Here is a 24,457-nt window from a genome sequence, read left to right on the forward strand (position 1 = left end):
GGCAATCGTGCCTATAGTCCGCTCATCGCGCACCGTCCATGTGTCCACACCCTCGACGCGGACATTGAGAAAGGTTCTCAAAACAATGCGTATTTTCTCCCTCCCCGTTCCAGGGAGGGGGGCTGAGCGGAGCGAGGCCGGGTGGGGCGGGCTGCGCGACCCATCGCTCGCCTTGTTTCCAAGACATCGTGCGCCCTCGCCGAGCCGCCCCCACCCCGTCGCTGCGCGACGCCCCTCCCCGGAACGGAGAGGGAGAGTGTCGCCGTCATGATCCACACCCTCTCCCTGTCCAACCTCACCGTCTCACGCGGCGAGCGCCTCCTGTTCCAGGGCCTCGACCTGCGCCTTCAGGCCGGAGAAGCCGTGGTGCTGACGGGCGCCAACGGCGCGGGCAAGACCAGTCTGCTGCGCACCATCGCCGGCCTGCTGCGCCCCGACGCCGGCGATGTCGCCTTCCACGACGGCGACGGCAATCCGCTGGACGAGCGTCTGGCGCGCGGCCGCGAAACCCATTTCCTCGGCCACCAGGACGGACTGAAGACCAGCCGAACGGCGCGCGAAGAACTGGGCTTCCAGTGCGACTGGCTGGGTCATGTCCAGTGCGGCATGGACGATGCGGTCCAGGCTTTCGGCCTCGCTCCCCTGCTGGACCTTGAAGTCCGCCGCCTGTCCGCTGGTCAACGCCGCCGCCTGGCCATGGGCCGGCTGGTCGGATCGCCGCGCGCCCTGTGGCTGCTGGACGAGCCGATGGCCCCGCTGGACGCCCGCTGGCGCGCGGTCTTCGCCGACCAGATGCGCCGCCATCTCGACGCCGACGGCCTGATCCTCGCCGCCGTCCACGACCCCCTGCCCCTCCCGGCCCGCACTCTGGACCTGGGAGGCCTGACGTGAGCCGTCAGATAGACGCCGAACCCCGCCCGCCCGGCCTGCGCGGCGCGACGCGCGTGCTGTTGGAGCGGGAGCTGGACCTGGCCTGGAGCGGCGGGGGCGGCCCCTTGCTGGCCTGCGGCTTCTTCGCCTGTCTGACCGCCGTCCTGCCCCTGGCGGTGGGCGGCGATCCGCGCACGCTTTCGCCCGTCGCCGGCGGGATCGCCTGGCTGGCCCTGGCCCTGGCCTCGCTGCTGTCGCTGGAGCGGCTGTTCGAGCGGGATCTGGAGGATGGGGCGCTGGACCTGTTGGCGCTCGGCCATCTGCCGCTGGAATCGGTGGTGCTGATCAAGGCCCTGGCCCAGTGGATCGCTGTCGGCCTGCCCCTGGCCCTGACCGCGCCGGTCGCCGCCCTGGCCCTGGGCCTGCCGCCGGCTTTGATCCCGCTCACCGCCCTTTCGGCCCTGATCGGCGGGGCGGGCTTCGCCTGTACAGGAACCCTGGGCGCGGCCCTGGCCCTTGGGGCGAAACGCGGCGGCCTGCTGATCGCCGTCGTGGTCCTGCCCCTGTTCATTCCCCCCGTGGTGTTCGGCGCCGGGGCGCTGGAACGCGCCGCCTCGGGCCAGTCGCCCGCCCCGGCCCTGGCCTTCCTGGGCGCCTATGTCCTGTTCGCGGGCGTCGTCGCCGCCTTCGCCGGGGCGGCGGCGGTCAGGAACGCCCAGGGATGACCGCCGCGATCCGCCGCTTGCCCGCCGTCCCGACGCCGCGTAATCGCTGACGCCATGTTCGGCCTGTCCAACCCGCAGCGTTTCATGGCCTTCACCGGCCCGCTGACGCCCGTCCTCTGGGCGGTCGCGGCCGTGCTGCTGGCCGTCGGAACCTGGCTCAGCTTCACCGTCCCCGCCGACTATCAGCAGGGCGACACGGTGCGGATCATGTTCGTCCATGTGCCCGCCGCCGTCTGGGGCCTGGGCGCCTATTCGGCCCTGGGGGTCTCAAGCTTCTTCGCCCTGGTGTTCCGCCACGCCCTGGCCGACGCCGCCGCCCGCGCCGCCGCCCTGCCCGGCGCCGCCTTCACGGCCCTGGCCCTGTTTACCGGCTCCCTGTGGGGCCAGCCCATGTGGGGGACCTGGTGGGTGTGGGACGCACGCCTGACCAGCGTGCTGGTCCTGTTCCTCTTCTACCTCGGCTATATGGCGCTGCGGGCCTCGATCGACGACGAGCAGAAGGGCGCCCGCGCCGCCGCCGTCCTGGGTCTGGTCGGCCTGATCAACCTGCCCATCGTCAAGTTCTCGGTCGACTGGTGGAACACCCTGCACCAGCCGGCCAGCTTCCTGACCCCTGGGTCCTCAGGCCTGGACCCCGTCTATCTGCCGCCCTTCCTGACCATGCTGGCGGCCTATGGGGTTCTGTTCGCGGCCCTGTGGCTGACAGCGATCCGCACCGAGGTCCGCCGTCGCCGCGTCCTGACCCTGCGCGCCCGAAAGGCGCTGGAGGCTTAGATGCTCGACCTCGACATGACCCCCTACGCCGCCTTCGTCTGGCCCGCCTGGGGCGTCAGCGCCCTGGTGCTGATCGCCCTGACCGCCCGCGCCGTCGTCGCCTCGCGCAAATGGAAGCGCGAACTCGAGCGTCTGGAAAAAGACCAGAGCGCGACATCAGACGCCGCAGACTCCAATCGCCCTCAAGTAGCGCAAAGCGCGGTAGGGCCAAAAGAATGAACCGCTGGCTGGCCCTCCTGCCCCTGGTCGTGATGGCTGCGCTCGCCGCCCTGTTCATCGGCTGGTCGCTGAAACGCGATCCCGCCTTCAAGCCCGACGCCATGGTCGGCCAGCCGATCCCCGAAACGGTGCTGCCCATGCTCACCGGCGACACCGCCGGACCCGGCAATCTGGACCTCAAGACGGCGGGCGTGGGCCGACCCATGCTGGTCAATGTCTTCGCCTCCTGGTGCGCGCCGTGCCGGATCGAACATCCCAAGCTTCTGGCGTTGAAGGCGCGGGGGATCGCCGTCGTCGGCGTGGCCTATAAGGACGAGCCGTTCGCCACCCGCGCCTTCTTGGACGAGTTGGGCGATCCCTATTCCCTGGTTCTGGTGGACCGCGAGGGTCGGGCCGGTCTGGACCTGGGCATCTCCGGCGTGCCCGAGACCTTCGCCGTCGACGCCATGGGCCGGATCACCGCCAAACAGTCCGGCCTCCTGCTGAACGACGCGGATATCGACCGTCTGGTGGCCTCTATGCAGGCCCCGCCGAGACCGCCGCCGACAACCAGATGAGGGGCCGATGACGGGCGTTAACTCTTTTTAGACCGTATATGTTAACCATACGGCATGAGCGTGATTCGCCCCGATCTGCCGCTTTCGCCGTCCTCCCAAGGGGTCGCTCCGTCAAACGCGCGCAGCCCCCAGGCCGCGTTCTTCCGTGCGGCTTTGGACCAGGCCCAAGCTCAAGCCGCACTGCCGGCGGCGGCCGTCATGTCGACGATCCGCACCGCAACCCCGGCCCGGCCCGTCGAAGCCTCATCGGCCGCGCCCGAGCGCGAGGAGCCCAGGATCATGCGACCCGGCTCCTATCTCGACATCAGGGTCTGATCGGTCCCGCCGCAGCCGCCAAGGACGCTTCAAGGGTTCAAACCAACCTGGGGACAACGCAATACGCCCTGCACGAGGCGGAGTAGCGGCTTGTCTGGCGCTGCCGCCGCCCGACAAGTCGAGAGGCGTGGCCGGCGAATTCCCGCCGCCGTCCTGATCGCGCCTGTGGCTCAGCGTTTTGTGAACCCACGACCTAACCCATGTTGTAGCCGGAGGAACGGAACTCGCCTATCGTTGATCGATCGGCGACCGAAACGGAGCTGGGGACCATGCGCTTGTCGCTTAGGCAGCTGAGACAAAACAGCGACCACTATCGTGTCGAACCCCACGACGCCGGTTTCGCCATACTGAAAACGGCCAGGGCGGACGGTGCGGTCTTCGACGCTCTGGTGCGGTACGCGCTCAACAGCGCCGGTGAGGAGTTCGTGGCCCTGCCCCGCTCGGACGGTCTCGCGGGCTACGACGGCGTCTTCATCATTCCGCTTGAATGACAAGATAGAAGCAGGCCGCCGATTTCAGATGGGCGAGGTCGGCGTCATGGGGCGGCGGGCGCGCTCCAGATCGATCTACGCCCTCGTCCAGCCTCAACCGCGCAGCCTGTCGCAGCTCACGCAGATCGGCAAGCAGCAGCTGACCGCTGCGTTAAAAACGCGCTGCCGGAGCAAGCGACTAGTCCATTTAAACGCCATGGCCTTTTGCCGTCGGTCAAGATGCAGGCCGCAGGACAACGGCGCCGGCGACACCTCCACGCGCGTTTAGCCGGCCGCCAGCCGACCTGAGACAGGTTCGCTTTCAGACACAGGAACGCGAGACCGGCTTCTGCGCTGAGAAACCAACCCCGGAGGATTCATGTCCGTCATCGACAAGGCGCTGGCCGCCATCACCCCGCAACCATCCGAAGAACACCGTCGCGAGGCCACCGAAAAGGCCAGGGCCGCCGCCCAGCCCGACGACTGGTTGTCGCTCGCGCTCGATCATCACGACCTGATCCGCGACGCCTTCGCCGAAGGACGAACCGCGAAAACCGCAGCGGACCGCAAAGCGGCGATGCAGAGTCTGGGCCTGGTCTTGAATGGTCATTCCCTGGCCGAGGAGATCGTTCTGTACCCCGCCATGGCGCAGAATGGTCACAAGCTCCAGGCAGGCGCCGCCTATTCGGAGCAGACTACGGCCAAGATGCAGATGGCCGAACTTGAGAACATCGCCCCTTCCTCCGAGGCCTGGCTCGACAAGTGGGGCCATATCGAGGGCGCGGTGCTGACCCACATGTTCGAGGAGGAGAACGGCTGGTTCCTTCACCTCAAGGCGCATGGCGAGCACCAGGACCGACTGACCGCCCGCTATACCGAAGAGTATCAACGCTATGTCGGCTGAGGCTGAGGCAAACCGATCAGGGCTCGCCCAAGGCGGCCTGGGCGGACCGGAAGACCAGTTGCTGGAGGCTGGTCAGGAAGAGGTCTTCTCCCGCGCCGAGGTCGAGAGCGGCCGCATCGAACATCACACCGACACCCAGACCAAACCGTCCCCCGATGAGGTCGAACCCTCGTCGCCCAACGCCGACGCGGGAGACAGGGATGCGTGACTTGACCCGGGATTCGGGGGCCTGACGCCGTGGCTCAGGGTCTGAACGCCGATATACCCGGTTCGGCCATCCATCTCTGCATCGACATGCAGAGGATGTTCGTCGAGGACACCGAATGGAAAACTCCCTGGGCTGAACGGGTTTTGCCGGCGATCGTGCGCCTGTGCGAGAATCGCGCCGAGCGCACCTGCTTCACGCGCTTCATCCCCGCCGCGCGACCCGGCGAAGGTCGGGGGACATGGCGCAAATACTGGGATCGCTGGCCTTCTATGACGCTGGAGGCGTTGGGGGGGCCGATGGTGGATCTGGCCTGCGAGCTACAGCGGTTCGCACCGCCAGGGTGGATTCTGGACAAGACCCTCTACTCGCCGTGGACCGGCACGGATCTCGACGCCATCCTGCGCCGCAGCGGCGTCGACACCCTAGTGGTGACAGGCGCTGAAACCGACGTCTGCGTCCTGGCCACGGTGCTGGGGGCGGTGGATCTGGGCTATCGCATCGTCATCGCGACGGATGCGCTTTGCAGTTCCTCGGACGAGGATCATGACAGCCTCATCGCCCTGTATCACCGCCGCTACGGTCAGCAGATCGAGACGGCGGAGGTCGACGCCATTCTGTCGGCCTGGCGGCCCGCCTAGGTCGCGGCGAGGGCCACAGTCGGAGTATCGCCCGAAGGACGAGGCGAAGTCACCGACAGGCCGTCGGAGCACTGTATGTCGGAAAAAAAAATCGGGGCCTGCCGAGAACGACAGGCCCCTGATTTTGTCAGTCTCGACTTGGAGCGGGCGAAGAGATTCGAACTCTCGACCCCAACCTTGGCAATCGAAAAACGGCGTTTTCTCTACGGTTTCTAATTACCGCCGATTCTACGATAACCGGCGGATATCGTTGCGCTAATCAACAACACGACCCACCCTGTCCTTCGCCCGGATATCCGGCGAATACCCCTTCTGCTGCTTCCCATGTGCTTCCCAGAGCCCCGCCTCAAAAATTGGGAAGCACTTCGGATAACATCAGTCATTGAAAGAAGCGGGACATGGGAAAGCTCACCAAACGGATCATTGAGGCGCTCGACGCCAAAGGCGGCCCAGACATCTTCGAATGGGACAGCGAGTTGCGGGGCTTCGGCGTCCGCGCCAGGGCGACGGGCTCCAAGACCTACCTCGTCCAGTACCGAAACACCGAGGGCCGGACGCGAAGGCTGGTCCTGGGCAAACACGGCGCATTGACCGTCCACCAGGCCCGCGACCTCGCCCGCCAGAAGCTCGCCGCTGTCGCGCGCGGCGAAGACCCGTCGGAGGAAAGACGCGCCATGCGCAACGGCCTCACGGTCGGCGAGCTTTGCGACTGGTATCTGGAACACGCCCGGTCGGGTCGTATCCTTGGACGGCGACGGCGCCCCATCAAGCCCGCGACCTTGGACATGGACCAGAGTCGGATCGACACCCACATCCGACCACTCCTGGGCTCGCGCTCCATCAAGGGACTGACCGTCTGGGACATCGAGGGCATGCAGTCCGCAATCGTCGCCGGCCGAACGGCCAAGAAGCGCAAAAACCGAGGCGGCGCCACCACAGGCGGCCCCGGCGTCGCTTCGCGCGCCGTCGGCACTCTACGCTCCATCTTCGGCCACGCCGCGCGCGTCGGCCTGATCGAGAAGAACCCCGCCGCAGGCGTGCGGCTCATCGCCAGCACGCCGAAGATGCGGCGGCTGAGTTTCGCGGAGCTGAAGCTTCTGGGTGAAGCCCTACGGAAGGCGGAAAAGGAAGGCGAGCACCCCACGGGGCTGGCAACGATACGTCTGGCCCTCCTGACGGGGTTGCGACGCATGGAGATCCTCGGGCTCCAGCATCGTTGGGTCTATGGGCCGGAGGGCTATATCGCCTACCCCGACACCAAGACTGGACCACAGGTCCGAGTAATCGGCTCCGCCGCCGTCGCCCTGATCGAGGCGCAGCCGCGTCAGCCGGGATCACCCTATGTCTTCCCGGCGGATTGGGGCGAGGGGCATTTCATCGGGATCGTGAGAGTTCTGGAACGGGTTTGCGCCATCGCAGGCCTCACCGACGTCACACCCCACGTTCTACGCCACACCTTTGCCAGCGTGGCGGGCAACCTCAACTTCTCAGAACTGACGATCAAAGGGCTATTGGGCCACTCGCCGCGAGGCGTGACGCAGGGCTACGTCCATCTCGATTACGCCTTGGTGGTCGCCGCCGAGAGGGTGTCAGTCGAGATTGCCGCCATTCTAGGTGGACAATCGAACGAAAACCTTCTGCCGCCTCAGCCGACACCAGGGCAGGCGTATCACGAGCTTAGACTTTACAGGGGAGCGTGATGGTCGGTGCCTGTCCGAATGAGTTGATTGATCGCAGTTTGATTGCCCGACGTTTAGGCCCATCTTTCCAGCGCCCCGACACGGGCTAGACACTGAATTGGATGTATCGCATGGGCGAGGCACAAATTGAGCGACCGACGTCGCCATTCGACGGCAAGGCCTTCGACGTCGAGAATGCGCTTCTAATGTACGCCTTGAGCTATGCGACAATGCCAGCCGAAGGAATCTACGATCAACCGGCCCTCGAACCGCTCCGAGATTCGATCAAGGATTGCCACATTTATCTAGTGGGCCTTACGCCGGTCATTCAGACTCAGGCGGTGACGCAGGACGGCACGAACATGGTAACCAGCATGTCCGTTCGAGGCCAGATTCACGATCTTCGTTGGGCGATTCCGCCAAACGTGGTCCTCAAGGGAGACGCAGATCAAGGCTGGTGGGGCGAGGACGAAGAAGGTCGCCGTTGCTTCCCGGACGAGGTGACAATCGGGATGCGCCTAAAACTTGAGGCCGGGGTTGATTTCAAGGTCCTGTATATTGGCCAAGCCTTCGGTGAGGAAGGCTCCCGCAACGCACTGGATCGCCTTCGTAAGCACGAGACGCTTCAGAAAATTGCGCTTCAGGGCGTGCCTGCCGGCTATCGACTGACGCTGCTAATGCTCGAGATCCAGCCGGGGAACAGCACGATCACGGTGATCAATCCGCGTGCTGCCAATCGATCTCAGGGCTCGGAGCGAATCCGTATGGGCCTAGATAAGCTTTTTGGTACCGACGAGGCGGAGCGAACAACTCTCTATGAGGCCGCGCTGATCCGGTATTTTCAGCCACCCTTCAACACCATCTTCAAGAAAAGCTTCCCCTCGACCAATTTGAAGGTTTTGGCTGACTGCTATGACAAGGATTTCGCTGCAGTGGTCGCCGAAATCTCGATCGACGAGCTGCCATTTACCCTCTTCAGCGATACCGTCGCCCATCGACATAACCATATCGCCAAGTTTGATCTACACGACGATGAGGCGCGCAGGGTGTTCTTCGCATAGCATCGCCGAGATCGACACGCGTCTCTGATCCGAAACTTGATCTCCAGCCACGCATCGAGGGCAGATCGTCAGGTTTCAAGGCTCAGCGACCCGGTTATCGATAAATCTGGTCGAATCGCGATTATCAGGCATCGAGTGCTAAGCTCGATGTGGTCAATCGGCTGAGGCTAGCCTGGCCAAGCGCTGGACTTCGTCCTCATCAGCTGCACGCGAGGGCGTCGGCCGAACGTTTCCAAAATATTTGCGCTCCACACCGCCATAAGCGGCGGGCCCGTCCATCTTGGTTAGTCGCATCTGGAACATCTTTGCGCCCACCACCAACTCCACCGGGTTGTTGCCGTGGTTGAAGAGCTCGACCGAAAAGCAGCCACGATAGCCGGGTTGTATCATCGTGTTCACGGCGATTCCCAAGCGCGTATAACTGCTGCGTGTGAGCACGTCAGCGTAGACGTCCACGGGCAAGGCAACATACTCTAGCGTCGTCGTGAGAACGATCTGGTCCGGATAGAGGATAAAACGCTCCCCCAACTCCCGTCGTGTTGGCTGAAAATAAGACCCTACCGGCCTGAAACCAGCGTCCCCGCTGGCAACCCCGATAAAGGGGCGTCGAGTGACTATTGATACCAGGAAGTCGTAGCCCAGGCGGAGGTCGATGGTTATTTCCCCGATCTGCGCCTTATCCAAAAGCGGTTCGATCCAGAGTCCAGTTGAACCCGGCTCATCCAACCGCTTGAGTATCTCCTCACGCCTCATTTTGATTCCGCCCATAGCTGACGAATGGACGCATTGCGGATAGATTTCTCAGCGAGGTCGTTGATAATTTTCGTCAGTTCAACGGGCTTGGCTCCTTTTGTCCAAGGCGCACCGTCACCGTTTAAAGCCTTGGCCAAATATGACCAGCCAGCAGGAAACATTCCGTGCAACTGCTGCTCGCCGACCAGAACACAAGGACGGATGTCGTCAAAGGACGATTCGATATTTGGAATCTCGAACCTTTTGGCCAGTGGGGGAAAGCCCCGTTGGGTTAGAGCCGTTTGGAATGCCCCAACAATCTCAGAATCTTCGTCGGCCAGGAACGACCGTATGACATCTAGACGTTTGGCGGTCGCTGGATGGGTTTCACTGATTCCAGCATCCGGACTGATAGAGTGGAGCATGTCACCGATGGCGGAACCAACATAACAGGCGGCGAACAAATCGGCGAAATGCTCGCGCCGGTGACAGATGATGTTAGCGTGAAACTTGTCGGGAATGGCTTCTGGAATAGGGTCCAAGAGAAGTGTCGCCGCTGTTATCTTCCCAGTCACGTCAACGAAATGACCGAGTTCGTGATATAGTGCGCAACAGAAGAGCGGCATATCCTTGTAAAGGCGAGGCACGCCAATAAATACCAAACGACTTTCCGGTAGTGGCTTGTCGAACCGAGTGATGGTCTTCGCAACAAACTCCCAAGGATCTCCCATTTGTAAATGAAAATCCTTCTCATCGGTTAGCGCCGTTGTGACCAAGCATTTGAATGGCAACCACTGCGCCAGCGCAAAGCGTAGGCAGTATTCGATCTCGTAGGGCGACTCCTTCGTCGTCGAACCTTGCAGGTAACGATGGGTCAGCCACACCTTGTCTGCCAGCATCCGAACGATGACGTCGTCATATTTAGGAGACGCCGTCAGGACGTGTTCAACGACGTCAATCAGCGTCCGCGTATGCTCCTCAAGGCCCTTGTTGAAATAGGGCGACCTTGAGAGCTGCGACAGGCTTTTAAGAAGAAGACTGAGATCAGTCTGCGGGTGCAAAATTGGGCTCCAGGGTCAGGAGCACATTATGCGCGATTTCCTGGCTCACGTCTTTGATTCCGCAGACGCTGGAAAGGGAGTCGTCTAGACCGTGGATCATTCTGAGATCATTGGCCAAGTGAACCGCTTGAGGAATGACCTCAGGTGAGATCGATTGCGGATTGGCTAGTAGCAAACGCGCTTGCTTAAGGACGCTGTCGAAATGCAGGCTCAGAGGAGCAGGGACCTCGGCCGCACCACTTTCTATCAGCAGCAACGCTAACCGAAAGAACTCGAGTTCACGGTCGGTGTCGCTCGGCATCGCCGCAAACATGATATCGCTCCAATCCCGCCGAATCAGCAGGATTTTGACTCAGCCGAGTCAAGAGCGAAACCATTTTCTGGAGCGCGTCAAAGTTTAGGGCTGACCAGTATCAGCGCACCATTGAACTTTTCCCTTCCGCAGCCAGAAGTGACACCGGCATCCATCGGTGCGACGAACGGAAGGCTCAAGAGAAGGACGGCCCCACCAATCGACTCTAACGGACCACTGAGGCCGACGCGCCTTGCTCAGGGACAACAGGAGCGGCGTGCCGCAGTGGCAAGGGCACTGTATGGTCACCCATTTCGGTGCGCGCCTGTCGCCGACAATTACTAGAGCTCCATTCGGCAAGTCTTCGCGTGGCGGCATATCAATCGCGTGGCAGGTCCGGAAATCAAGCTGCGGCTGCATCTTGATCCAGCGGAGCGCGGCTCCGAGCATATGTCCTATCATCAGCCCGCCCGCCCTAAAAACGGGACAACATCGCCTGCGCCGACAATCGTGGGCGTGTTGCACACTCTGCAAGGCTGACGCGCCGCGCCGGGCCGGAAGTCTTCGACCTGACCAAATTTGCGAACGCGGTTCGCGATTGCGCCTGCACCTCCTCGGAACTGCTGAAGGCGCTGGATCATCTCCTCAATACCCATCGTGGCCACCGAAGTGGTGAAGGACACCACGGCTGGCGCAGGATTACCTTCCCCTCTGACGTACGCCTCCGCCTTACGTCGATCGAACTCCGCAGGATCGTTCCGGCGCAATGCCTCTTCCGCAGCCAAGGCGGGATTCACAATCCTACGGCAGATCAGACACGACGCCCCCGGCTCCAGAACGGTGACGCGGCCATCGCCTTCTAGTACTCGTTCACCCTCGCGATCCGCTACCCGCAACGCTAGGCCGAGATCGATGACTGGAATCAGATAATAGTATGCGAGTCTATTGAGGAGTATCCGGCCGTCGTGATCGTCCGTGCAGCCGAAGATCATATCCATCGACTTCAGGGCGTCGCGACATGCGGGAGCGCCGATCCACTCGTTAAAAGTGGCCACCTGCGTTCCCAGGCCCATACGACCTATCTCGCGTTCGGCGACCTCCACCTTCATGACGCCCTTTGCGGCGTCGGCATGGGTCGCGCCATACAGGCGATTTAGATTGGACGGCTCCACATGATCGGGATCGAAAATTGCTAGGTGGCCGACACCCATCCGGCCAAGTTGCTGGAGCAGCGGACTCCCCGTCCCCCCGGCCCCAACGACGCCGATCCGTAGGGATTTCATCGTTCGATTGAAGCTGACGCCTAAAGCCAGACCTTGCCGATCCATCGCCGGATCTTCCGGGCACGCATCATCCTCGCGACGGTGGAACCTCCAGTTCTGGCTCACGGACCGGATGACCTCGAGATCGATGACACTGTCCGGCGAGGTCCATACCCGCCCCTGGATTTCCCCCGTCCCGCACAAAAGCAGGCTGACCATCAAGGCGTCCTCTCCGTTGCGGTTCTGCGCCAACCTAGCCAGTTCTGCTTCGTTGCGGTCATCCTGGCTAGAAAAGCCAGCAGGGCCTGTGGGGTGAGAGTGAGCGATGCCCACCTGGTGCCCGGCACGGCTGGCCTCGGCCAACAAGGAGACGAACCTGTTCGTCTTCCAACTGATGTGCCGATCATCCGAGGATGTGATCTCGTCACGTTCGACCGGCAAGACATCCTTGATAAGCAAGCGCACGCGACCCTCGCCAGTGAACGGGTCTGAAGCAATGCGCGACACACCGAAGATGACATAGGCGGCATGTTCCTTGCCATCCGCACGAAGCAACTCTGCCTTCAAAAGGCGCAAATGCGCTTCCTGAGCTGCGAGATCCGCCCGGGTCATGCTGCGATTTCCAAAGCGCGTTCGATGCGACGGACCATCGTCCAGATGCCGTCGACGCCGGGGCGCCAGGCGCTGTTGTGCCGTGACCAGCGCTGCCAAGTCTGACCCGCGAACGTATGCGGCACATTCGCTGCGGCCGGATACTGGTTACTCGCCGCCAGCTTAACCCACGGTGACAGATAGAACATATCTGGAGCGCAGTCGGGATATGCGGGCGGTAGCATGACGAGAATGTCAGCAGTCCCGTCGGTGAACCGGCCCTGGGGCAGACTCCACCCCTTCAGGATAACAGCCCTAGCCCCCGCCTCAGATCTCTCGTCAAAAGCGATCCCGCAGTTGATGAGATAGTCACGGTCCTCGGGCGGCAGCACCACCTCACCGGAACCCTCCGTCGTGGTGTCGATGCCGGTGAAGAACCGCTCCACGCCCTCCGCCTCGAGATCGACACGCTCGGCGTTGCCAATCAGTCTATCGTCGCCGACGCGTTGGGCTAGCCAAACGCCATAGCCAGCTGGCTCGACACCGGCCAGCTTCTTGAGTTGCAGGCCGGTAATGAAGGGCAGGCCCCATTCGAAGCGACGGCCGTCTAGAGTGATCCGGAACGAACGATCACTCTTGAAGGTCACGAACCGCTCCAGACCTTCACGTCGCACATCGGTGGTTTCGTCGAGGCGCAGCTCGTCCAGCTGGCCGTCCTCGAGATACTGGAAGACCAGATGTTCATCGGTCGGAAAGAGCCTCGCCGCTTCTAGCAATTGCTGGCCTGTGACGACGGGATCACGGAAGCGGTGGATGGCGTCATTGATCAGAACGTCATGGCCGGGGCGGGCGACATCGGGGGCGGCAAGGAAAGTATGGTCGGTCATATTTTTAGCTCCAAGAGCCCCAGCCACGGCGGCTAAGGCGTTGGATGCATAAATAGTAGCTATTTCTTGGCTACGCAATAGCTACAACCGCTGTATTTTTTGTTGACTTTTTCCAGTCCCGATCTATGTTGTGACGCCCACACCCCACAGGAGGCCCCATGAAGAAGACAATGACGCTCAATCTTACGGATGCTGAGATGCAGGCGCTGGAGCAGCTGTCCGGCAAGAAGGATCTGACGAAGACCGCTGTCCTCCGGCAGGCCCTCAAACTGTATCAACTGGTCGATGTCCGCCTGCAGCATGGCGGCAAGCTATTCTTCGAGGATGACGCCACGAAGGAAAAAGCCGAGCTGATGGTGCTGTAATCCGTGACCGTGCATCCGATCCTTCTGCTGGACAAAAGAACGGGCGAAATGGTGCCCGCCGAACTGGTCGAGACCATCAATGCTGGCCATCTGGCCAGCGTCGAAAAGGAATGGATGCCCGTCCTTTTGACGCGGTTGCGCGAACTCGTCGACCAACGTCAGCCCCTGCCTGAAAACAGACACTGGGTTTGGCGAGACAAGGTCGCCAGGATTCAGGGATTATTGGCGTACAGAACATTCGCGATCGTGTGTGAGGGCCGGACACAAGGCCTCATGCAGATCAACACAGCCGTCACGTGCCGCCTTCCGGGGCAAGTCGGCAAGCAACTCGCTTACGTTGATTATCTAGAAACGGCCCCTTGGAATCGCTCATCGATCGTTCAGCAACCCCACTTTAGCGGAGTTGGTACGGCCTTGATCCGCGCGGCAATCGAAGCAAGCCGCGAAGAAGAATTCCACGGCCGGATCGGTCTTCACTCGTTGCCGCAATCCGAAGATTTTTACAGACAAGTCTGTGAGATGACAGATCTTGGGATCGACGGCACTTACGAAAACCTCAGATACTTCGAGATGACGCCAGAACAAGCCACGTCGTTCTCGAGTTAGGAACAACCATGAAACTCGATATCACGAGGGAATGGTTCGAGCGCAAAGCCAGGCTGGAAGGTGACCTCGAGATCGCCGCCGGCATGCTAGCAAGGGACCCATCCCCAGAGACGGCCGCAACGCGGTCGACTCCCGAAACAGATCTAGAAACGCGGTTTGCGTTCGGCTCTCTTGTCGAATGTATGCGCCGGAAGAGCGGGCTCACCATGGAAAAACTGGCAGAAAAAGCCAGCATCGATGTGGCTGAAATCCGAAACATAGAACGTGACGCTCATTATCGGGCTGAACCGCGCACAGTATTCCAGCTTGCCTCGACGTTCGGTTTACCCAACAAAGCTCTGTTGCAGTTGTCAGGAAACGCGGCGGCGAACGATTCTGGCATGCACGAGCACGCCATGCGCTTTGCAGCAAGATCCGGCGAGTCCGTGCAGAACCTCTCAAAGGAGGAAAAGCGCGCGCTTGAGGAGTTTATCGCGTATTTGGCGAAACAATAGGAAACTACGTCGTGCGGAACATTCTTCTAAGCCGCCCGACGGCGACGGATATTGAGAGCCAAGTGAGCAAAGTCTTACGGGGGCTCGGCAACCCCGAGCCCCCGTTAAGGCTGGAAGATGTCCGAGAACTGCTACGCCTTGATCGCGGATACTACTCCACGAACAACGACAGCTTCCTGCGAGAAAAAATCAGCCGGCTGGCGGTCGCTGGTGCCCAAATTATAGAACGACCGACCCTCCTTCTCGACGCGGTCCGCAAGTTCGATCTTCGAGCGCTTTATCTTCCTGACCGCCGCCGAATCCTGTTGGACGAGTCGCAGCCCACCCCCAAACAACGGTGGAATGAAGCGCACGAGATCGGCCACAGCATCTTGCCTTGGCATGCAGACCTTATGTTAGGCGATCACGAGCAGTCCCTAACCCCCGGCTGCCACGCTCAGATCGAGGCTGAGGCAAACTACACAGCCGGGCAGCTCTTATTTTTACAGGACCGGTTCCTATCGGCGGCGAACGATTCAACACCGACGCTCGATTCTGTGCGATCCTTGAAGGGAGGGTTTGGCAACACCTACACTACGACCTTTTGGCGGTTCATCGAGGGCGCTCACACCGATATGCCGATGATCGGGCTGATTGGTCCCCATCCGAAGCGTTTGCCCGCCGGTTTCGACGCCTCGGCACCGTTCAGATATGTCATCGAGTCTCCAGCTTTCGCCGCCACCTTCGACAGCATCGAGACTCAGACGTTGCATCGTGCGGTCAGCAGCTACTGCGGGAGCCAACGCGCTGGACCGCTGGGCTCCGCCGAGATTGTCCTAACTGATCGGAATGGCGACGGGCAGATCTTTCATTTCGAAACCTTCTGCAACAGCTACGACTGCCTAACCCTGGGTGTTTACAGACGCCCCTATACTCGGGTCGTCGGGTTCTGATTAGCCGATCCAGCAATGAGAGCCACTAGGCAAGATAAAAGCCGCAAGGTGCGGGCGGGGGTTGGGGCGAAAACAGCCATTATTTTCAGTCACATAAGACAAGGCGCGCCACACCCTCGCACCTTGCCATTCCGTCTATATCACTGAAAATATTGAAGAAACTGGACCTTATTTCGACCAGAAGCGCATGCGTAAGCGCGCCAGGTCGATGTCGGCCGGTCAAGGGCGGCTTCGCCGTCGCTAACGCGATGGCCGCGTACCGCGACCACCCCTGACAGTCCTCCCCTGCCCTGGCTGAGATCCATCATGCGCTTTGGTGAGGGCTAGGCTTTCAGCCTGACTCCAGGGCCGCCACCAGCGTCGGCGGGGACGAAGGTCACTCCCGCACGTTCGAGCGCAACTTGAACTGCGTTGACGTTCTCAGCAGCGCTTCGGCCAGGACCCAGCGCGCTCTCCATCCGCCTAATGGTCGGCAGTGACAAACCCGTTTCCGACGCGAGCCGAGGCCCACTCCAATCCACAAGCGCCCTCGCGGCACGGATTTGGGCGGCCGTCAGCATGGCGTGACACCAAAAGTAAAGCACAAGACGCTTTTAGATTGACTATTAGAGTGATGCATGATACTAATGGACTAATACACACCTCGCGCGCCGAGTCATGCAGTCACGTCTTTGACGGGACGTGCGGCTGCATGTCTCCGGTTCACCAACGGAATGGGCTCAATGTCGATTCAGTCTTGGCACCAAAACTGGCTGGCTCTGGATGACCAGCACAATCGCTACCTCGATGCGTGGTGCGACCTGAATGGTAGGCTGGAGCGGCAGCCAGGGTGGTTCGCCCTAACGGACGCTGAAAAGGACGCCGCGCAACATGCCAGCGGCCTGTCCGAATTGGAGGCGCTCCTGCGCATCCTGCATCGACGGCTTGTTCGGTCATTGCGCAAGATTCCTACCAGTCCGAGTCGCGACTTCGATGCCGTGTTGGCGAACCTCCGCGTTGCCGAGCGGCTAAGTCCTCCCGAAGAGAACGCGGTGGTCCACGGGATACTGAGGCGAGCGGTTCGCGACCTCGATGCGATCCGAAGGGCGTCATGAGAAATCGGCGGCGCCGCGAGCCAGATAGGGCGCTCGCTCGCGCCTTCGTCAGGAATGCGCGAGCCTTCCACGAGATGGGGCAGGCGGCTAAGGGCCGGGAAGGGTCGTCATCCGCCTACTACGTAGCCATCGCCATCGAACTCGGCCTGAAGGCCTACCTCCTTCATCGCGGCATCACCGACCAGTGGAACCGCATCCACCTCAGACACGATCTCACCAAGGCGCTCCGGTGCGCCCGCATGGCTGGCTTGAAGGACATCCCAGAAGGCATCGCACAGATGGCTGAGGTTCTTTCCCCACTCTACGCCTCAGGGGCGCTTTCCAGGGGCCTTGGAGAGCCCTCCTGGCCCATACCGCCTCGTGAGGCCGACGAGGCCATTGGCGATCTTCTCGACGGGTTGGAGACTATCGTCCATCACCACGGAAGGAACGGTCGATGATCGCTCTGAAGGTCCGACGGAAACGGCGCGGCCCGGCATCCGGTGAACGGCAGGCCCTAATTCAGGCCATCGCCGAACTTCCACCCGAGGCGCGAGATGTATTTCTTCTCCATCGCATGGCGGGCCTGCGATACGATGAGATTGGACTGCACTTGAATATGTCGCCCGTCGCCGTGCAGGCGCACCTCGCTGAGGCCTTGGTCCTACTGAACCGCTCTCTGGCTGGCATCGACGACACCTGACCATAGAACGACCGAACGCCTTCAGACGGGCCGCCAACGCGCCTCTGACCTCGCCGTCAAACCTGTGAGCTTTCTGTTTGCACGCTCGTCAGCGCGCGCGCAAAATCACCCCTACGCAATGGAGTTACGCCGTGGCTTTATACGATGCGATATTTTGCGCTTCCCACTGCTTCCCATTTGCTTCCCAGAGGGTCGCTCGGGTGACTGGGAAGCAGTTTGGGACCCCGGAGGGGAAGGCTAACTGCTTGTCTACCTTGGTCTCGACTGGAGCGGGCGAAGAGATTCGAACTCTCGACCCCAACCTTGGCAAGGTTGTGCTCTACCACTGAGCTACGCCCGCACTCCGTAGGAGCTAGGTGCGCTCCCCGTCGAGGAGGGGGCGTATAGCGGAGGGTTGATCGGTCCTGCAAGCTCTTTTTTGCGGCTATCGCGCTTCGCGCGACTTGAGCCGAATTCATGCGCAAACTGCCCCTACCGGAACGCCTGCACGCTCGCTGCCTGAGCGCCTTCGCGCTCAGGCAGCGAGCTTCGTCATTGCCGCGAGGGCGGGAACGCGTCGCGAGCATAGCGCCCTTCCTTCACAAGGATGGGGCCTCAGCGCGGCGCCAAGCGAATAGCCCCGTCGAGCCGGATGCACTCGCCGTTGATATAGACGTTGCGCGCCAACTCCAGCACCAGCGACGCATAGTCGGCGGGCGTGCCCAGGCGGCTGGGGAAGGGGATGGCGGCGGCCAGGGCGTCCTGGATCTTCTGGTCCATGCCGGCCATCATCGGCGTCCACATGATGCCGGGCAGGATGGTGTTGCACCGCACCCCTTCCTGGGCCAGGTCGCGGGCGACGGGCAGGGTCATGGCGTAGACTCCGCCCTTGGACGCCGAATAGGCCGCCTGGCCGATCTGCCCGTCCTGGGCCGCCACCGAGGCCGTGTTGACGATCAGGCCGCGCTCGCCGTCCGCCATGGGCTCCAGCGTCACCATCCCCGCCGCCGACTGCGACAGGACGCGGAAGGTGCCGAACAGATTGACCCGAACGGTGCGTTCGAACTGGGCCATGTCGTGGGCCTTGATCTCGCCGGTGTCCTTCTTGCGAGAGACGGTCTTCATGCCGGTCGCAATGCCGGCGCAGTTGACGGTCAGCCGTTCCTGGCCGTGGGCGGCCCGCGCCTTTTCGAAGCCGGCCGCGACCGAGGCGTCGTCGGTGACGTCCACCGGACAGAAGACACCGCCGATCTCGGCCGCGATCGCCTCGCCCTTCTCGGCGTTCATGTCGAACAGGGCGACCTTCGCGCCCGTGGCCGCGATGGCGCGGGCCGTGCCCTCGCCCAGGCCCGAGGCGCCGCCTGTGACGACTGCGGCGATGCTGCTGTCGAGTTTCATCCCGTTCGTTCCTATGTTTCAGTGAACCAGAGTTTCGATTGAGGATTTAGCCGCCATGCCCGGCAAAGCCAAACCCATCTCGCCCGAAGACGCACTGAACCCCGCCAGGGCCCTGACGCCAGCGGTCGTGAAGATCAACGAGGTGCGCGTATCCCGGGGCTTCTGGCCCAAGATCCAGCGCACGGCGGCGCGCATCCCGTTCGCGGACCAGGCCCTGGCGGCCTGGTATGCGGCGCGCGACCCGGCGACACCGTTGCCGGCCAAGGGGATGATCTTCGCCGGCCTGGCCTATTTCGTCCTGCCCCTCGACGCCATTCCCGATATTTTCGCAGGCATCGGCTACACCGACGACGCGGCGGTCATCGCCGCCCTCATCGCCACCCTCGGGGCCAATATCAAACGCCGCCACCGGGATCAGGCGGAAGACGCGGTGGAGCGGCTGAAAGGCAAGTAGCAGCCCCTCGCCGGTCGCCCGCAAGCCCCACAGACGATTCTCAGTCGATCACCTGGAATTTCCGCCCGTCGAACACCCGTAGCGCCTGGACCAGGTCGCGGCCGCGTTTGAGGATTTGGCCGCCTTCACCGATGATCGCCCACTGGCCCTGGCGCGCCTGGAGCGCCGGGCGTTTCTCGATGCGGTATAGAGGGGCGTCGCCGGAGCGTCGGAAGACGGCGAACTCGGCGAATTCCTTGTGACCGACCATGGCGTAGTCGCGCCATTCCCCCTGGGCGACCATGCGGCCATAGACCCGCAGGATCAGGTCCAGCTCGCGCCGTTCGAAGAAGACGGGACCTGACTGGGGCTGGGCCTCGTGCGGGGTCATGCTCATGATCTGAACTTAGGCGAAGCCGCCCCAGAAGCCAGAGGGGGCGCTAGAGGGGGCAAGAAAACGTAAGCGACACCAAATGGCCCTGTTTCGGTCCTTCGCCCGCCCGTTTGGGCGGCGAAATACCGATCATCGGCTCGTCGGAGTTCGGAAGCGTCCGGATCCTGAACAGCCCCCCCAGCCCCCTGGATGTTTCCACAAAGGGCTCCGGCGGCCGATGCTTCCTCCAAGCGAGCGCCCGCCTTGCCGATCCCCTCCCCCTCCCAGGCAAGGCGGGTGTTTCGCTGTCTGGAGCCAGGTCCGGATCGGATGCGCCACAGTCGGCTCCCGGTCCGGACCCGTTCCGGCCCCCAGAGCCTTTCTGGACCCCGGAGCCTTTCTGGACTCAGACCTTGAGAAGGATTTCCAGGTTCACCGTCACCGTATCGCCATTGCGTCGCACCTCGACCGCGACCGCGCCTGCCGATCCGCGCAGGGCCTCGGCCGCCCCGCGAGCGTCGGCGACCAGCGCCCCCCCGACCGAAGTGATGATGTCGCCGGCGATCAACTCGCCCTGGGCCGCCACCGAGCCGCCCTCGACGGCGACGACCTGAACCTCGCCGTCCAGATCGCGCAGCGTCGCGCCATAGGCCAGCACCCGATCCGCGCCGATCTGGACCGCGCCCTCGACCGGGGGCGCGACCGTCAGGGCGGTCATGGCTTCGCGCCCGGCCCGCAGATAGACCACGTCCAGACTGGACCCCGGCGCGGCTATGCCGACCGTGGCGTTGACCGAGCCGGCGTTGGCCACCGGGCGGCCTTGGATGCGGGTGATCACGTCATCATCGCGCAGGCCCGCCTGCTCGGCCGGCGAGCCGGGCGCCACGTCGGCGACCACGGCGCCGCGCACTATGCCCAGCCTCATCTCGCGGGCGCGCTCGGCGGTCAGGGAGGCGAAGATGGCCCCGGTCTCGCCGCGCTTGACCGCGCCCTGGGTCCGCAGTTGGTCGGCGACATACAGCATGATCCGGGTCGGCACAGCGAAGGCGATGCCGTCATTGCCTCCGCCCATGCCGCCCGACAGGATGGCGGTGTTGATGCCGATCAGCCGTCCGCGACTGTCCAGCAGCGGCCCGCCCGAATTGCCCGAGTTCACGGCCGCGTCGGTCTGGATATAGTCCTCGACGGCGTCGCCCAGGCCCGAACGGTTCAGGCCCGAGATGACCCCCATGGTCAGGGTCTGGTCCAGGCCCAGCGGATAGCCGACCGCAAAGGCCAAGTCGCCGGTGCGCAATGTGTCGGAATCGACTGTCTGGACCTGTTTCAGGTTCAGCGGCCGGCCGTCGGGCACGATCTTCAGCACGGCGATGTCGGTGGCCTTGTCCGCCCCGACCAGGACGGCGTCGAACAGCCGGCCGTCGGTCAGGTCGACGGTGAATTTACGCCCGTTCTCGACCACGTGGTTGTTGGTGATCAATATGCCCTGGGCGGCGTCGACGATGACGCCCGAGCCCGAGGCGTAGGGTTTGGGATCATCGGCGTCCGAGCTGGGGCCGCGCGACTGGCCCAGGGTCGTCACCTGGACCACGGCGGGCAAGGAGCCTTCCAGACCGGGGGCGAAGCTGAACACGCCGCGCCGCGCGTCATAGGGCAGATAGCTGGGGCCGGACTGCGCAAGGACCGGGCCGGCGAAGGCCAGCAGGGCCGCCGCGACGGCCATGGAAGAAGCGGCCTTTGAGCGAAGCGTCATCGAGATTCCCTTATCGAGCCGCGACCCTAGCCCGAGTTCTCGCTTATGACGATGGTCCTGTGGCGTCGGTTCTCGCCAAAGAGGACTTGCGTCGCGCCCCTTCCCGCGTGACCATCGACGTCCGCGAACCGCCGGAGCCGCCGCATGAGCCAGACGACGATCGACCGCGCCCATTCGGGCTCGACGGCCTTCGACCGCCTGTTCCGCGAGCACCCCCGCCAGGTCGGTGAGACCTATTTCCAGCATATGGCCGCCTCGGCCGCCTTCGGTTTCCGGCTGCTGCGCTTGGCCGGCGCCGCCTTCGCCCACGCCCTGATTCCCGGCGTTCACAAGGCCACCGTCTCGACCGCCGTGCGCGGCATGGCCCAAGAGATGGGCGGCCGGGCGGAAGAGGCGAAACTGACCCGGATGCGCGACGCCGGTGTCTGGGACGTGGGCCTCTAGTCGCGTCCCCAACCACCCGGTCATGCAATTGCCGGGGTTCGTGCTATATAGGCCGGCTAAACCGCATCCAGGATCGCCGCCTTGAGCATCACGCTCGATCTTTCCCGTGTCTCGAACGCGCCTGCCGTCAAGACTCCCGTCAACCTGTCCGGTCTGACGCGCGCGGGCCTGCGCCAGGCCCTGATCGACGCGAACGTCTGTCCGCCCGAAAAGGCCAAGATGCGCGCCAGCCAGGTGTGGAGCTGGATCCACCACTACGGCGTCACCGAGTTTTCGGCCATGAGCAATGTGGCCAAGGACATGCAGGCGAAACTGGCCGAACATTTCACCCTGGCCCGGCCCGAGATCGTCGAACGCCAGGTGTCCAAGGACGGCACCCGCAAATGGCTGATCCGCACCGCCCCGGGCATCGAGATCGAGACCGTCTATATCCCCGACGTGGGCCGGGCCGGCGCCCTGTGCGTGTCCAGCCAGGTCGGCTGCACCCTGAACTGCACCTTCTGCCACACCGGAACCCAGAAGCTGGTCCGCAATCTGACCGCCGCCGAGATCGTGGCCCAAGTCCAGGTCGCCCGCGACGACCTGGAGGAATGGCCGTCGCCGAAGGAAGACCGACGCCTGTCGAACATCGTCTTCATGGGCATGGGCGAGCCGCTCTACAATCTGGACCACGTCGCCGACGCCATCGACATCATCTCGGACAATGAGGGCATCGCCCTGTCGCGGCGCCGGATCACCGTCTCGACCTCGGGCGTGGTGCCGCAACTGGACGCCCTGGGCACGCGCACGGCGGCCATGCTGGCCATCAGCCTGCACGCCACCAACGACGCCCTGCGCGACGTCCTGGTGCCGCTGAACAAGAAATATCCGTTGGACCAGCTGATGGCGGGCATCCGGGCCTATCCGGGCCTGTCGAACGCGCGCCGGGTGACCTTCGAATACGTCATGCTGAAGGGCGTCAACGACAGCCCGGAAGAGGCGCGGGCCCTGCTGAAGCTGATCGAGGGCATACCGGCCAAGATCAACCTGATCCCGTTCAACCCCTGGCCGGGCGTCGAATACGAATGCTCGGACTGGAAGACGATCGAGCGTTTCGCCGCCATCCTGAACAAGGCCGGTTACGCCAGCCCTATCCGCACCCCCCGCGGCCGCGACATCCTGGCCGCCTGCGGCCAGCTGAAGTCCGAGAGCGAGAAGGTCCGCGCAAGCGCCCTCCGGAAGGCGGAGCAGGCGGCGGCCTAATCTCGCCGCCTCCGCGCCACCTCCCACAGAGGTAGAGACCCGTGTTCGACACATAATGTCACGCAGTGTGTCCGCCGGGCGCTTGCGGATTAGGGCGACAATCGGGCAAGGCGTGTGGACATGGACCCCTCACTGTCGAACGTCCTGTCGAGCGCCGAGGTGCAGGCTTTCGCCTCGGGCTTTCCGGTCATGGTCATGCACCTGGCCGTCACCCTGCTGCTGCTCGCAGCGGGGGCGATCATCTACGCCATGCTGACGCCGTGGCGGGAAATCGCCCTGATCCGCGAAGGCAATCCGGCCGCCGCCGTGGCCTTCGCCGGAATTCTGGTGGGGCTGGCCATTCCGTTGGCGGTGTCCCTGTCGGTCTCGACCTCGGTGCGCGACATCGCCATCTGGGGCGTGGCGACCCTGGTGCTGCAACTGCTGGCCTTCCGGGTCGTGGACCTGATGCTGCACGGCCTGCCGCAACGGATCAAGGACGGCGAGGTTTCGGCGGCCGTGGTCCTGGTCGGGGCCAAGCTGGCGACCGCCCTGATCCTGTCCGCCGCCCTGACCGGCTGAGCGGCGAACGGATCGCGCCATGCAATTCCCCCGCCTGCCGGACTGGGCCATCTACAGCGCGGTGGCGGGCGTGCTGCTGGCCGTGTCGCTGGGCCGGCGCGAGAACGCCGACGCCCCGCCGGCCCCGCCCCCGCCTGACGAGATCGAGGGCGCCCTGCTGGGGCCCGTCACCCCGTTCGATACGGCCGTGACCCTGGACGCCCCGGACACCCCGTTCAAGCCGTCGTCCGGCACTGCCTTTTCGATCGCCGGCCGCGGCCGCTGGGTCACCGCCCGCCATGTGGTCGAGGGCTGTCGTCGCCCGGCCCTGGTGATCGGCGGCGGCCGGGCCGTGGCCGCCGACGTGCGGCTTGCGCCGCGAGCGGACGTGGCCCTGCTGATCACCGACGGCGGACCGCCCGCCCTGCCGGTCGCCGCCCAGACGCCGCTGCGCAAGGGCCAGCGCGCCTTCCATCCCGGCTTCCCCCAGGGGCGGGCCGGCGAGGTGACCTCGCGCCTGCTGGGCCGCGAGACCCTGAAGGTGTCCGGGCGCGGCGCCCATGACGAGCCGGTCCTGGCCTGGGCCGAGGTCGGGCGCACCGACGGGCTGGAGGGGACGCTGTCCGGTCTGTCGGGTGCGCCGGTGATGGACGGGCGCGGCCGCGTCCTAGGGGTCACCATCGCCGAGGCGCCGCGTCGGGGCCGGATCTACACCACGGCGCCGGAATCCTTCGCCCCCGCCATTCGCGGTGAACAGCGCGCGGACGAGGTGGCGCTGGGCGAGCCGGTGACCATCGACAACTATGGCCGGGTGGCGGATGCGCTGCGGCGGGATCTGCGGGTGGCGCAGGTGGTGTGCCTGTCGGTTTGAGGATCTGAG

At 63.4% G+C, this 24,457-nt stretch carries 32 protein-coding genes and 1 tRNA gene; 23 read left to right on the forward strand and 10 right to left on the reverse strand.

The genetic code is table 11. From position 1 onward, the window contains the following. Window positions 1-267 precede the first annotated feature (267 nt). From ccmA to ACVPT3_RS15450, 11 genes are all read left to right on the forward strand, one after another. Window positions 268-891 (forward strand): heme ABC exporter ATP-binding protein CcmA, encoded by a 624-nt coding sequence (gene ccmA, locus ACVPT3_RS15400; protein ID WP_492041725.1) that lies wholly within the window; start codon window positions 268-270, stop codon window positions 889-891. Further along, window positions 888-1,595: a heme exporter protein CcmB gene (ccmB, locus tag ACVPT3_RS15405; RefSeq protein WP_492041726.1), complete on the forward strand. Its 708-nt coding sequence runs from the start codon at window positions 888-890 to the stop codon at window positions 1,593-1,595. The genes ccmA and ccmB overlap by 4 nt, the downstream gene beginning before the upstream one ends. A 54-nt stretch (window positions 1,596-1,649) precedes the next feature. After that, complete coding sequence (ccmC, locus tag ACVPT3_RS15410) at window positions 1,650-2,369, forward strand: heme ABC transporter permease CcmC (RefSeq protein ID WP_492041727.1); 720 nt, start codon at window positions 1,650-1,652, stop codon at window positions 2,367-2,369. Continuing rightward, on the forward strand, window positions 2,370-2,588 hold the full coding sequence (gene ccmD / locus ACVPT3_RS15415) for a heme exporter protein CcmD (protein WP_490334057.1): 219 nt from the start codon (window positions 2,370-2,372) through the stop codon (window positions 2,586-2,588). Beyond that, window positions 2,585-3,145: a DsbE family thiol:disulfide interchange protein gene (locus ACVPT3_RS15420; RefSeq protein ID WP_492041728.1), complete on the forward strand. Its 561-nt coding sequence runs from the start codon at window positions 2,585-2,587 to the stop codon at window positions 3,143-3,145. Before ccmD ends, ACVPT3_RS15420 begins: the two co-directional genes overlap by 4 nt. A gap of 584 nt (window positions 3,146-3,729) precedes the next feature. Next, the gene (locus ACVPT3_RS15425; protein WP_492041729.1) at window positions 3,730-3,951 is read left to right on the forward strand and encodes a hypothetical protein; all 222 of its coding nucleotides are present in this window, start codon (window positions 3,730-3,732) and stop codon (window positions 3,949-3,951) included. A 358-nt stretch (window positions 3,952-4,309) separates the two neighbouring features. Continuing rightward, a complete protein-coding gene (locus tag ACVPT3_RS15430) occupies window positions 4,310-4,834 on the forward strand; it encodes a hemerythrin domain-containing protein (RefSeq protein WP_492041730.1) in 525 nt (174 codons plus the stop codon). After that, the gene (locus tag ACVPT3_RS15435) at window positions 4,824-5,042 is read left to right on the forward strand and encodes a hypothetical protein (protein ID WP_492041731.1); all 219 of its coding nucleotides are present in this window, start codon (window positions 4,824-4,826) and stop codon (window positions 5,040-5,042) included. Before ACVPT3_RS15430 ends, ACVPT3_RS15435 begins: the two co-directional genes overlap by 11 nt. A gap of 29 nt (window positions 5,043-5,071) precedes the next feature. Then, window positions 5,072-5,680 (forward strand): cysteine hydrolase family protein, encoded by a 609-nt coding sequence (locus tag ACVPT3_RS15440; protein WP_492041732.1) that lies wholly within the window; start codon window positions 5,072-5,074, stop codon window positions 5,678-5,680. A gap of 398 nt (window positions 5,681-6,078) precedes the next feature. Beyond that, on the forward strand, window positions 6,079-7,380 hold the full coding sequence (locus ACVPT3_RS15445; RefSeq protein WP_492041733.1) for a tyrosine-type recombinase/integrase: 1,302 nt from the start codon (window positions 6,079-6,081) through the stop codon (window positions 7,378-7,380). 110 nt (window positions 7,381-7,490) lie between these two features. Further along, window positions 7,491-8,420 carry a hypothetical protein gene (locus tag ACVPT3_RS15450; RefSeq protein ID WP_438853225.1) on the forward strand — a complete coding sequence of 310 codons (930 nt, stop codon included), beginning with the start codon at window positions 7,491-7,493 and terminating at the stop codon, window positions 8,418-8,420. Window positions 8,421-8,573: 153 nt separating this feature from the next. On the opposite strand, the gene dcd is transcribed toward ACVPT3_RS15450, so the two are convergent. The 6 genes from dcd to ACVPT3_RS15480 form a co-directional block, all read right to left on the reverse strand. Next, entirely contained in the window at window positions 8,574-9,173 is a 600-nt protein-coding gene (gene dcd / locus ACVPT3_RS15455; protein WP_438853227.1) for a dCTP deaminase, read from the reverse strand. Further along, complete coding sequence (locus ACVPT3_RS15460) at window positions 9,170-10,213, reverse strand: M48 family metalloprotease (protein WP_438853228.1); 1,044 nt, start codon at window positions 10,211-10,213, stop codon at window positions 9,170-9,172. Before ACVPT3_RS15460 ends, dcd begins: the two co-directional genes overlap by 4 nt. Further along, window positions 10,197-10,526 (reverse strand): hypothetical protein, encoded by a 330-nt coding sequence (locus ACVPT3_RS15465; protein ID WP_438853229.1) that lies wholly within the window; start codon window positions 10,524-10,526, stop codon window positions 10,197-10,199. Before ACVPT3_RS15465 ends, ACVPT3_RS15460 begins: the two co-directional genes overlap by 17 nt. An 84-nt stretch (window positions 10,527-10,610) precedes the next feature. Then, window positions 10,611-10,967 (reverse strand): ubiquitination-like system serine protease family protein, encoded by a 357-nt coding sequence (locus ACVPT3_RS15470; RefSeq protein ID WP_438853230.1) that lies wholly within the window; start codon window positions 10,965-10,967, stop codon window positions 10,611-10,613. Continuing rightward, complete coding sequence (locus ACVPT3_RS15475) at window positions 10,967-12,379, reverse strand: ThiF family adenylyltransferase (RefSeq protein ID WP_438853231.1); 1,413 nt, start codon at window positions 12,377-12,379, stop codon at window positions 10,967-10,969. The genes ACVPT3_RS15470 and ACVPT3_RS15475 overlap by 1 nt, the downstream gene beginning before the upstream one ends. Beyond that, window positions 12,376-13,245 (reverse strand): multiubiquitin domain-containing protein, encoded by an 870-nt coding sequence (locus ACVPT3_RS15480; RefSeq protein WP_438853232.1) that lies wholly within the window; start codon window positions 13,243-13,245, stop codon window positions 12,376-12,378. Before ACVPT3_RS15480 ends, ACVPT3_RS15475 begins: the two co-directional genes overlap by 4 nt. Before the next feature lie 158 nt (window positions 13,246-13,403). Here ACVPT3_RS15480 and ACVPT3_RS15485 point away from each other — a divergent pair, with 158 nt between their 5' ends. The 7 genes from ACVPT3_RS15485 (at window position 13,404) to ACVPT3_RS15515 (ending at window position 17,418) form a co-directional block, all read left to right on the forward strand. Next, window positions 13,404-13,610, forward strand: a complete 207-nt coding sequence (locus ACVPT3_RS15485) for a transcriptional regulator (RefSeq protein WP_438853233.1) — start codon at window positions 13,404-13,406, stop codon at window positions 13,608-13,610. 3 nt (window positions 13,611-13,613) lie between these two features. Further along, a complete protein-coding gene (locus ACVPT3_RS15490) occupies window positions 13,614-14,216 on the forward strand; it encodes a GNAT family N-acetyltransferase (RefSeq protein WP_438853234.1) in 603 nt (200 codons plus the stop codon). A gap of 8 nt (window positions 14,217-14,224) precedes the next feature. After that, window positions 14,225-14,710: a helix-turn-helix domain-containing protein gene (locus ACVPT3_RS15495; RefSeq protein ID WP_438853235.1), complete on the forward strand. Its 486-nt coding sequence runs from the start codon at window positions 14,225-14,227 to the stop codon at window positions 14,708-14,710. 11 nt (window positions 14,711-14,721) lie between these two features. Continuing rightward, a complete protein-coding gene (locus ACVPT3_RS15500) occupies window positions 14,722-15,642 on the forward strand; it encodes an ImmA/IrrE family metallo-endopeptidase (RefSeq protein WP_438853236.1) in 921 nt (306 codons plus the stop codon). Between the two features lie 722 nt (window positions 15,643-16,364). Further along, window positions 16,365-16,736 carry a hypothetical protein gene (locus ACVPT3_RS15505; RefSeq protein ID WP_492041734.1) on the forward strand — a complete coding sequence of 124 codons (372 nt, stop codon included), beginning with the start codon at window positions 16,365-16,367 and terminating at the stop codon, window positions 16,734-16,736. Further along, entirely contained in the window at window positions 16,733-17,176 is a 444-nt protein-coding gene (locus ACVPT3_RS15510) for a HEPN domain-containing protein (RefSeq protein WP_492041735.1), read from the forward strand. The genes ACVPT3_RS15505 and ACVPT3_RS15510 overlap by 4 nt, the downstream gene beginning before the upstream one ends. Beyond that, window positions 17,173-17,418, forward strand: a complete 246-nt coding sequence (locus tag ACVPT3_RS15515) for a sigma factor-like helix-turn-helix DNA-binding protein (protein ID WP_492041736.1) — start codon at window positions 17,173-17,175, stop codon at window positions 17,416-17,418. Before ACVPT3_RS15510 ends, ACVPT3_RS15515 begins: the two co-directional genes overlap by 4 nt. Window positions 17,419-17,683: 265 nt before the next feature. On the opposite strand, the gene ACVPT3_RS15520 is transcribed toward ACVPT3_RS15515, so the two are convergent. Both ACVPT3_RS15520 and ACVPT3_RS15525 read right to left on the reverse strand, forming a co-directional pair. Next, window positions 17,684-17,758 (reverse strand) — tRNA-Gly (locus ACVPT3_RS15520). A 254-nt stretch (window positions 17,759-18,012) separates the two neighbouring features. Continuing rightward, window positions 18,013-18,795 carry an SDR family NAD(P)-dependent oxidoreductase gene (locus ACVPT3_RS15525; RefSeq protein ID WP_492041737.1) on the reverse strand — a complete coding sequence of 261 codons (783 nt, stop codon included), beginning with the start codon at window positions 18,793-18,795 and terminating at the stop codon, window positions 18,013-18,015. Between the two features lie 55 nt (window positions 18,796-18,850). On the opposite strand from ACVPT3_RS15525, the gene ACVPT3_RS15530 reads away from it, so the two are divergent. Then, the gene (locus ACVPT3_RS15530; protein WP_492041738.1) at window positions 18,851-19,249 is read left to right on the forward strand and encodes a YkvA family protein; all 399 of its coding nucleotides are present in this window, start codon (window positions 18,851-18,853) and stop codon (window positions 19,247-19,249) included. 40 nt (window positions 19,250-19,289) lie between these two features. Here the strand turns inward: ACVPT3_RS15530 and ACVPT3_RS15535 are convergent, their stop codons facing one another. Both ACVPT3_RS15535 and ACVPT3_RS15540 read right to left on the reverse strand, forming a co-directional pair. Further along, a complete protein-coding gene (locus tag ACVPT3_RS15535) occupies window positions 19,290-19,625 on the reverse strand; it encodes a DUF2794 domain-containing protein (RefSeq protein ID WP_492041739.1) in 336 nt (111 codons plus the stop codon). A gap of 382 nt (window positions 19,626-20,007) precedes the next feature. Further along, window positions 20,008-21,351 carry a trypsin-like peptidase domain-containing protein gene (locus ACVPT3_RS15540; protein WP_492041740.1) on the reverse strand — a complete coding sequence of 448 codons (1,344 nt, stop codon included), beginning with the start codon at window positions 21,349-21,351 and terminating at the stop codon, window positions 20,008-20,010. A 144-nt stretch (window positions 21,352-21,495) separates the two neighbouring features. Between ACVPT3_RS15540 and ACVPT3_RS15545 the strand changes: the two genes are divergently transcribed. The 4 genes from ACVPT3_RS15545 (at window position 21,496) to ACVPT3_RS15560 (ending at window position 24,448) form a co-directional block, all read left to right on the forward strand. Beyond that, entirely contained in the window at window positions 21,496-21,795 is a 300-nt protein-coding gene (locus ACVPT3_RS15545) for a DUF6356 family protein (protein WP_492041741.1), read from the forward strand. A gap of 81 nt (window positions 21,796-21,876) precedes the next feature. Then, window positions 21,877-23,037, forward strand: coding sequence for a dual-specificity RNA methyltransferase RlmN (gene rlmN, locus ACVPT3_RS15550; protein ID WP_492041742.1), 1,161 nt, complete (start codon window positions 21,877-21,879; stop codon window positions 23,035-23,037). A 120-nt stretch (window positions 23,038-23,157) separates the two neighbouring features. Continuing rightward, window positions 23,158-23,598: a DUF350 domain-containing protein gene (locus tag ACVPT3_RS15555; protein WP_492041743.1), complete on the forward strand. Its 441-nt coding sequence runs from the start codon at window positions 23,158-23,160 to the stop codon at window positions 23,596-23,598. A 19-nt stretch (window positions 23,599-23,617) separates the two neighbouring features. Further along, complete coding sequence (locus ACVPT3_RS15560) at window positions 23,618-24,448, forward strand: S1 family peptidase (RefSeq protein ID WP_492041744.1); 831 nt, start codon at window positions 23,618-23,620, stop codon at window positions 24,446-24,448. Window positions 24,449-24,457: the final 9 nt, after the last annotated feature.

This window comes from Brevundimonas sp. FV1ps31S, assembly GCF_058681265.1.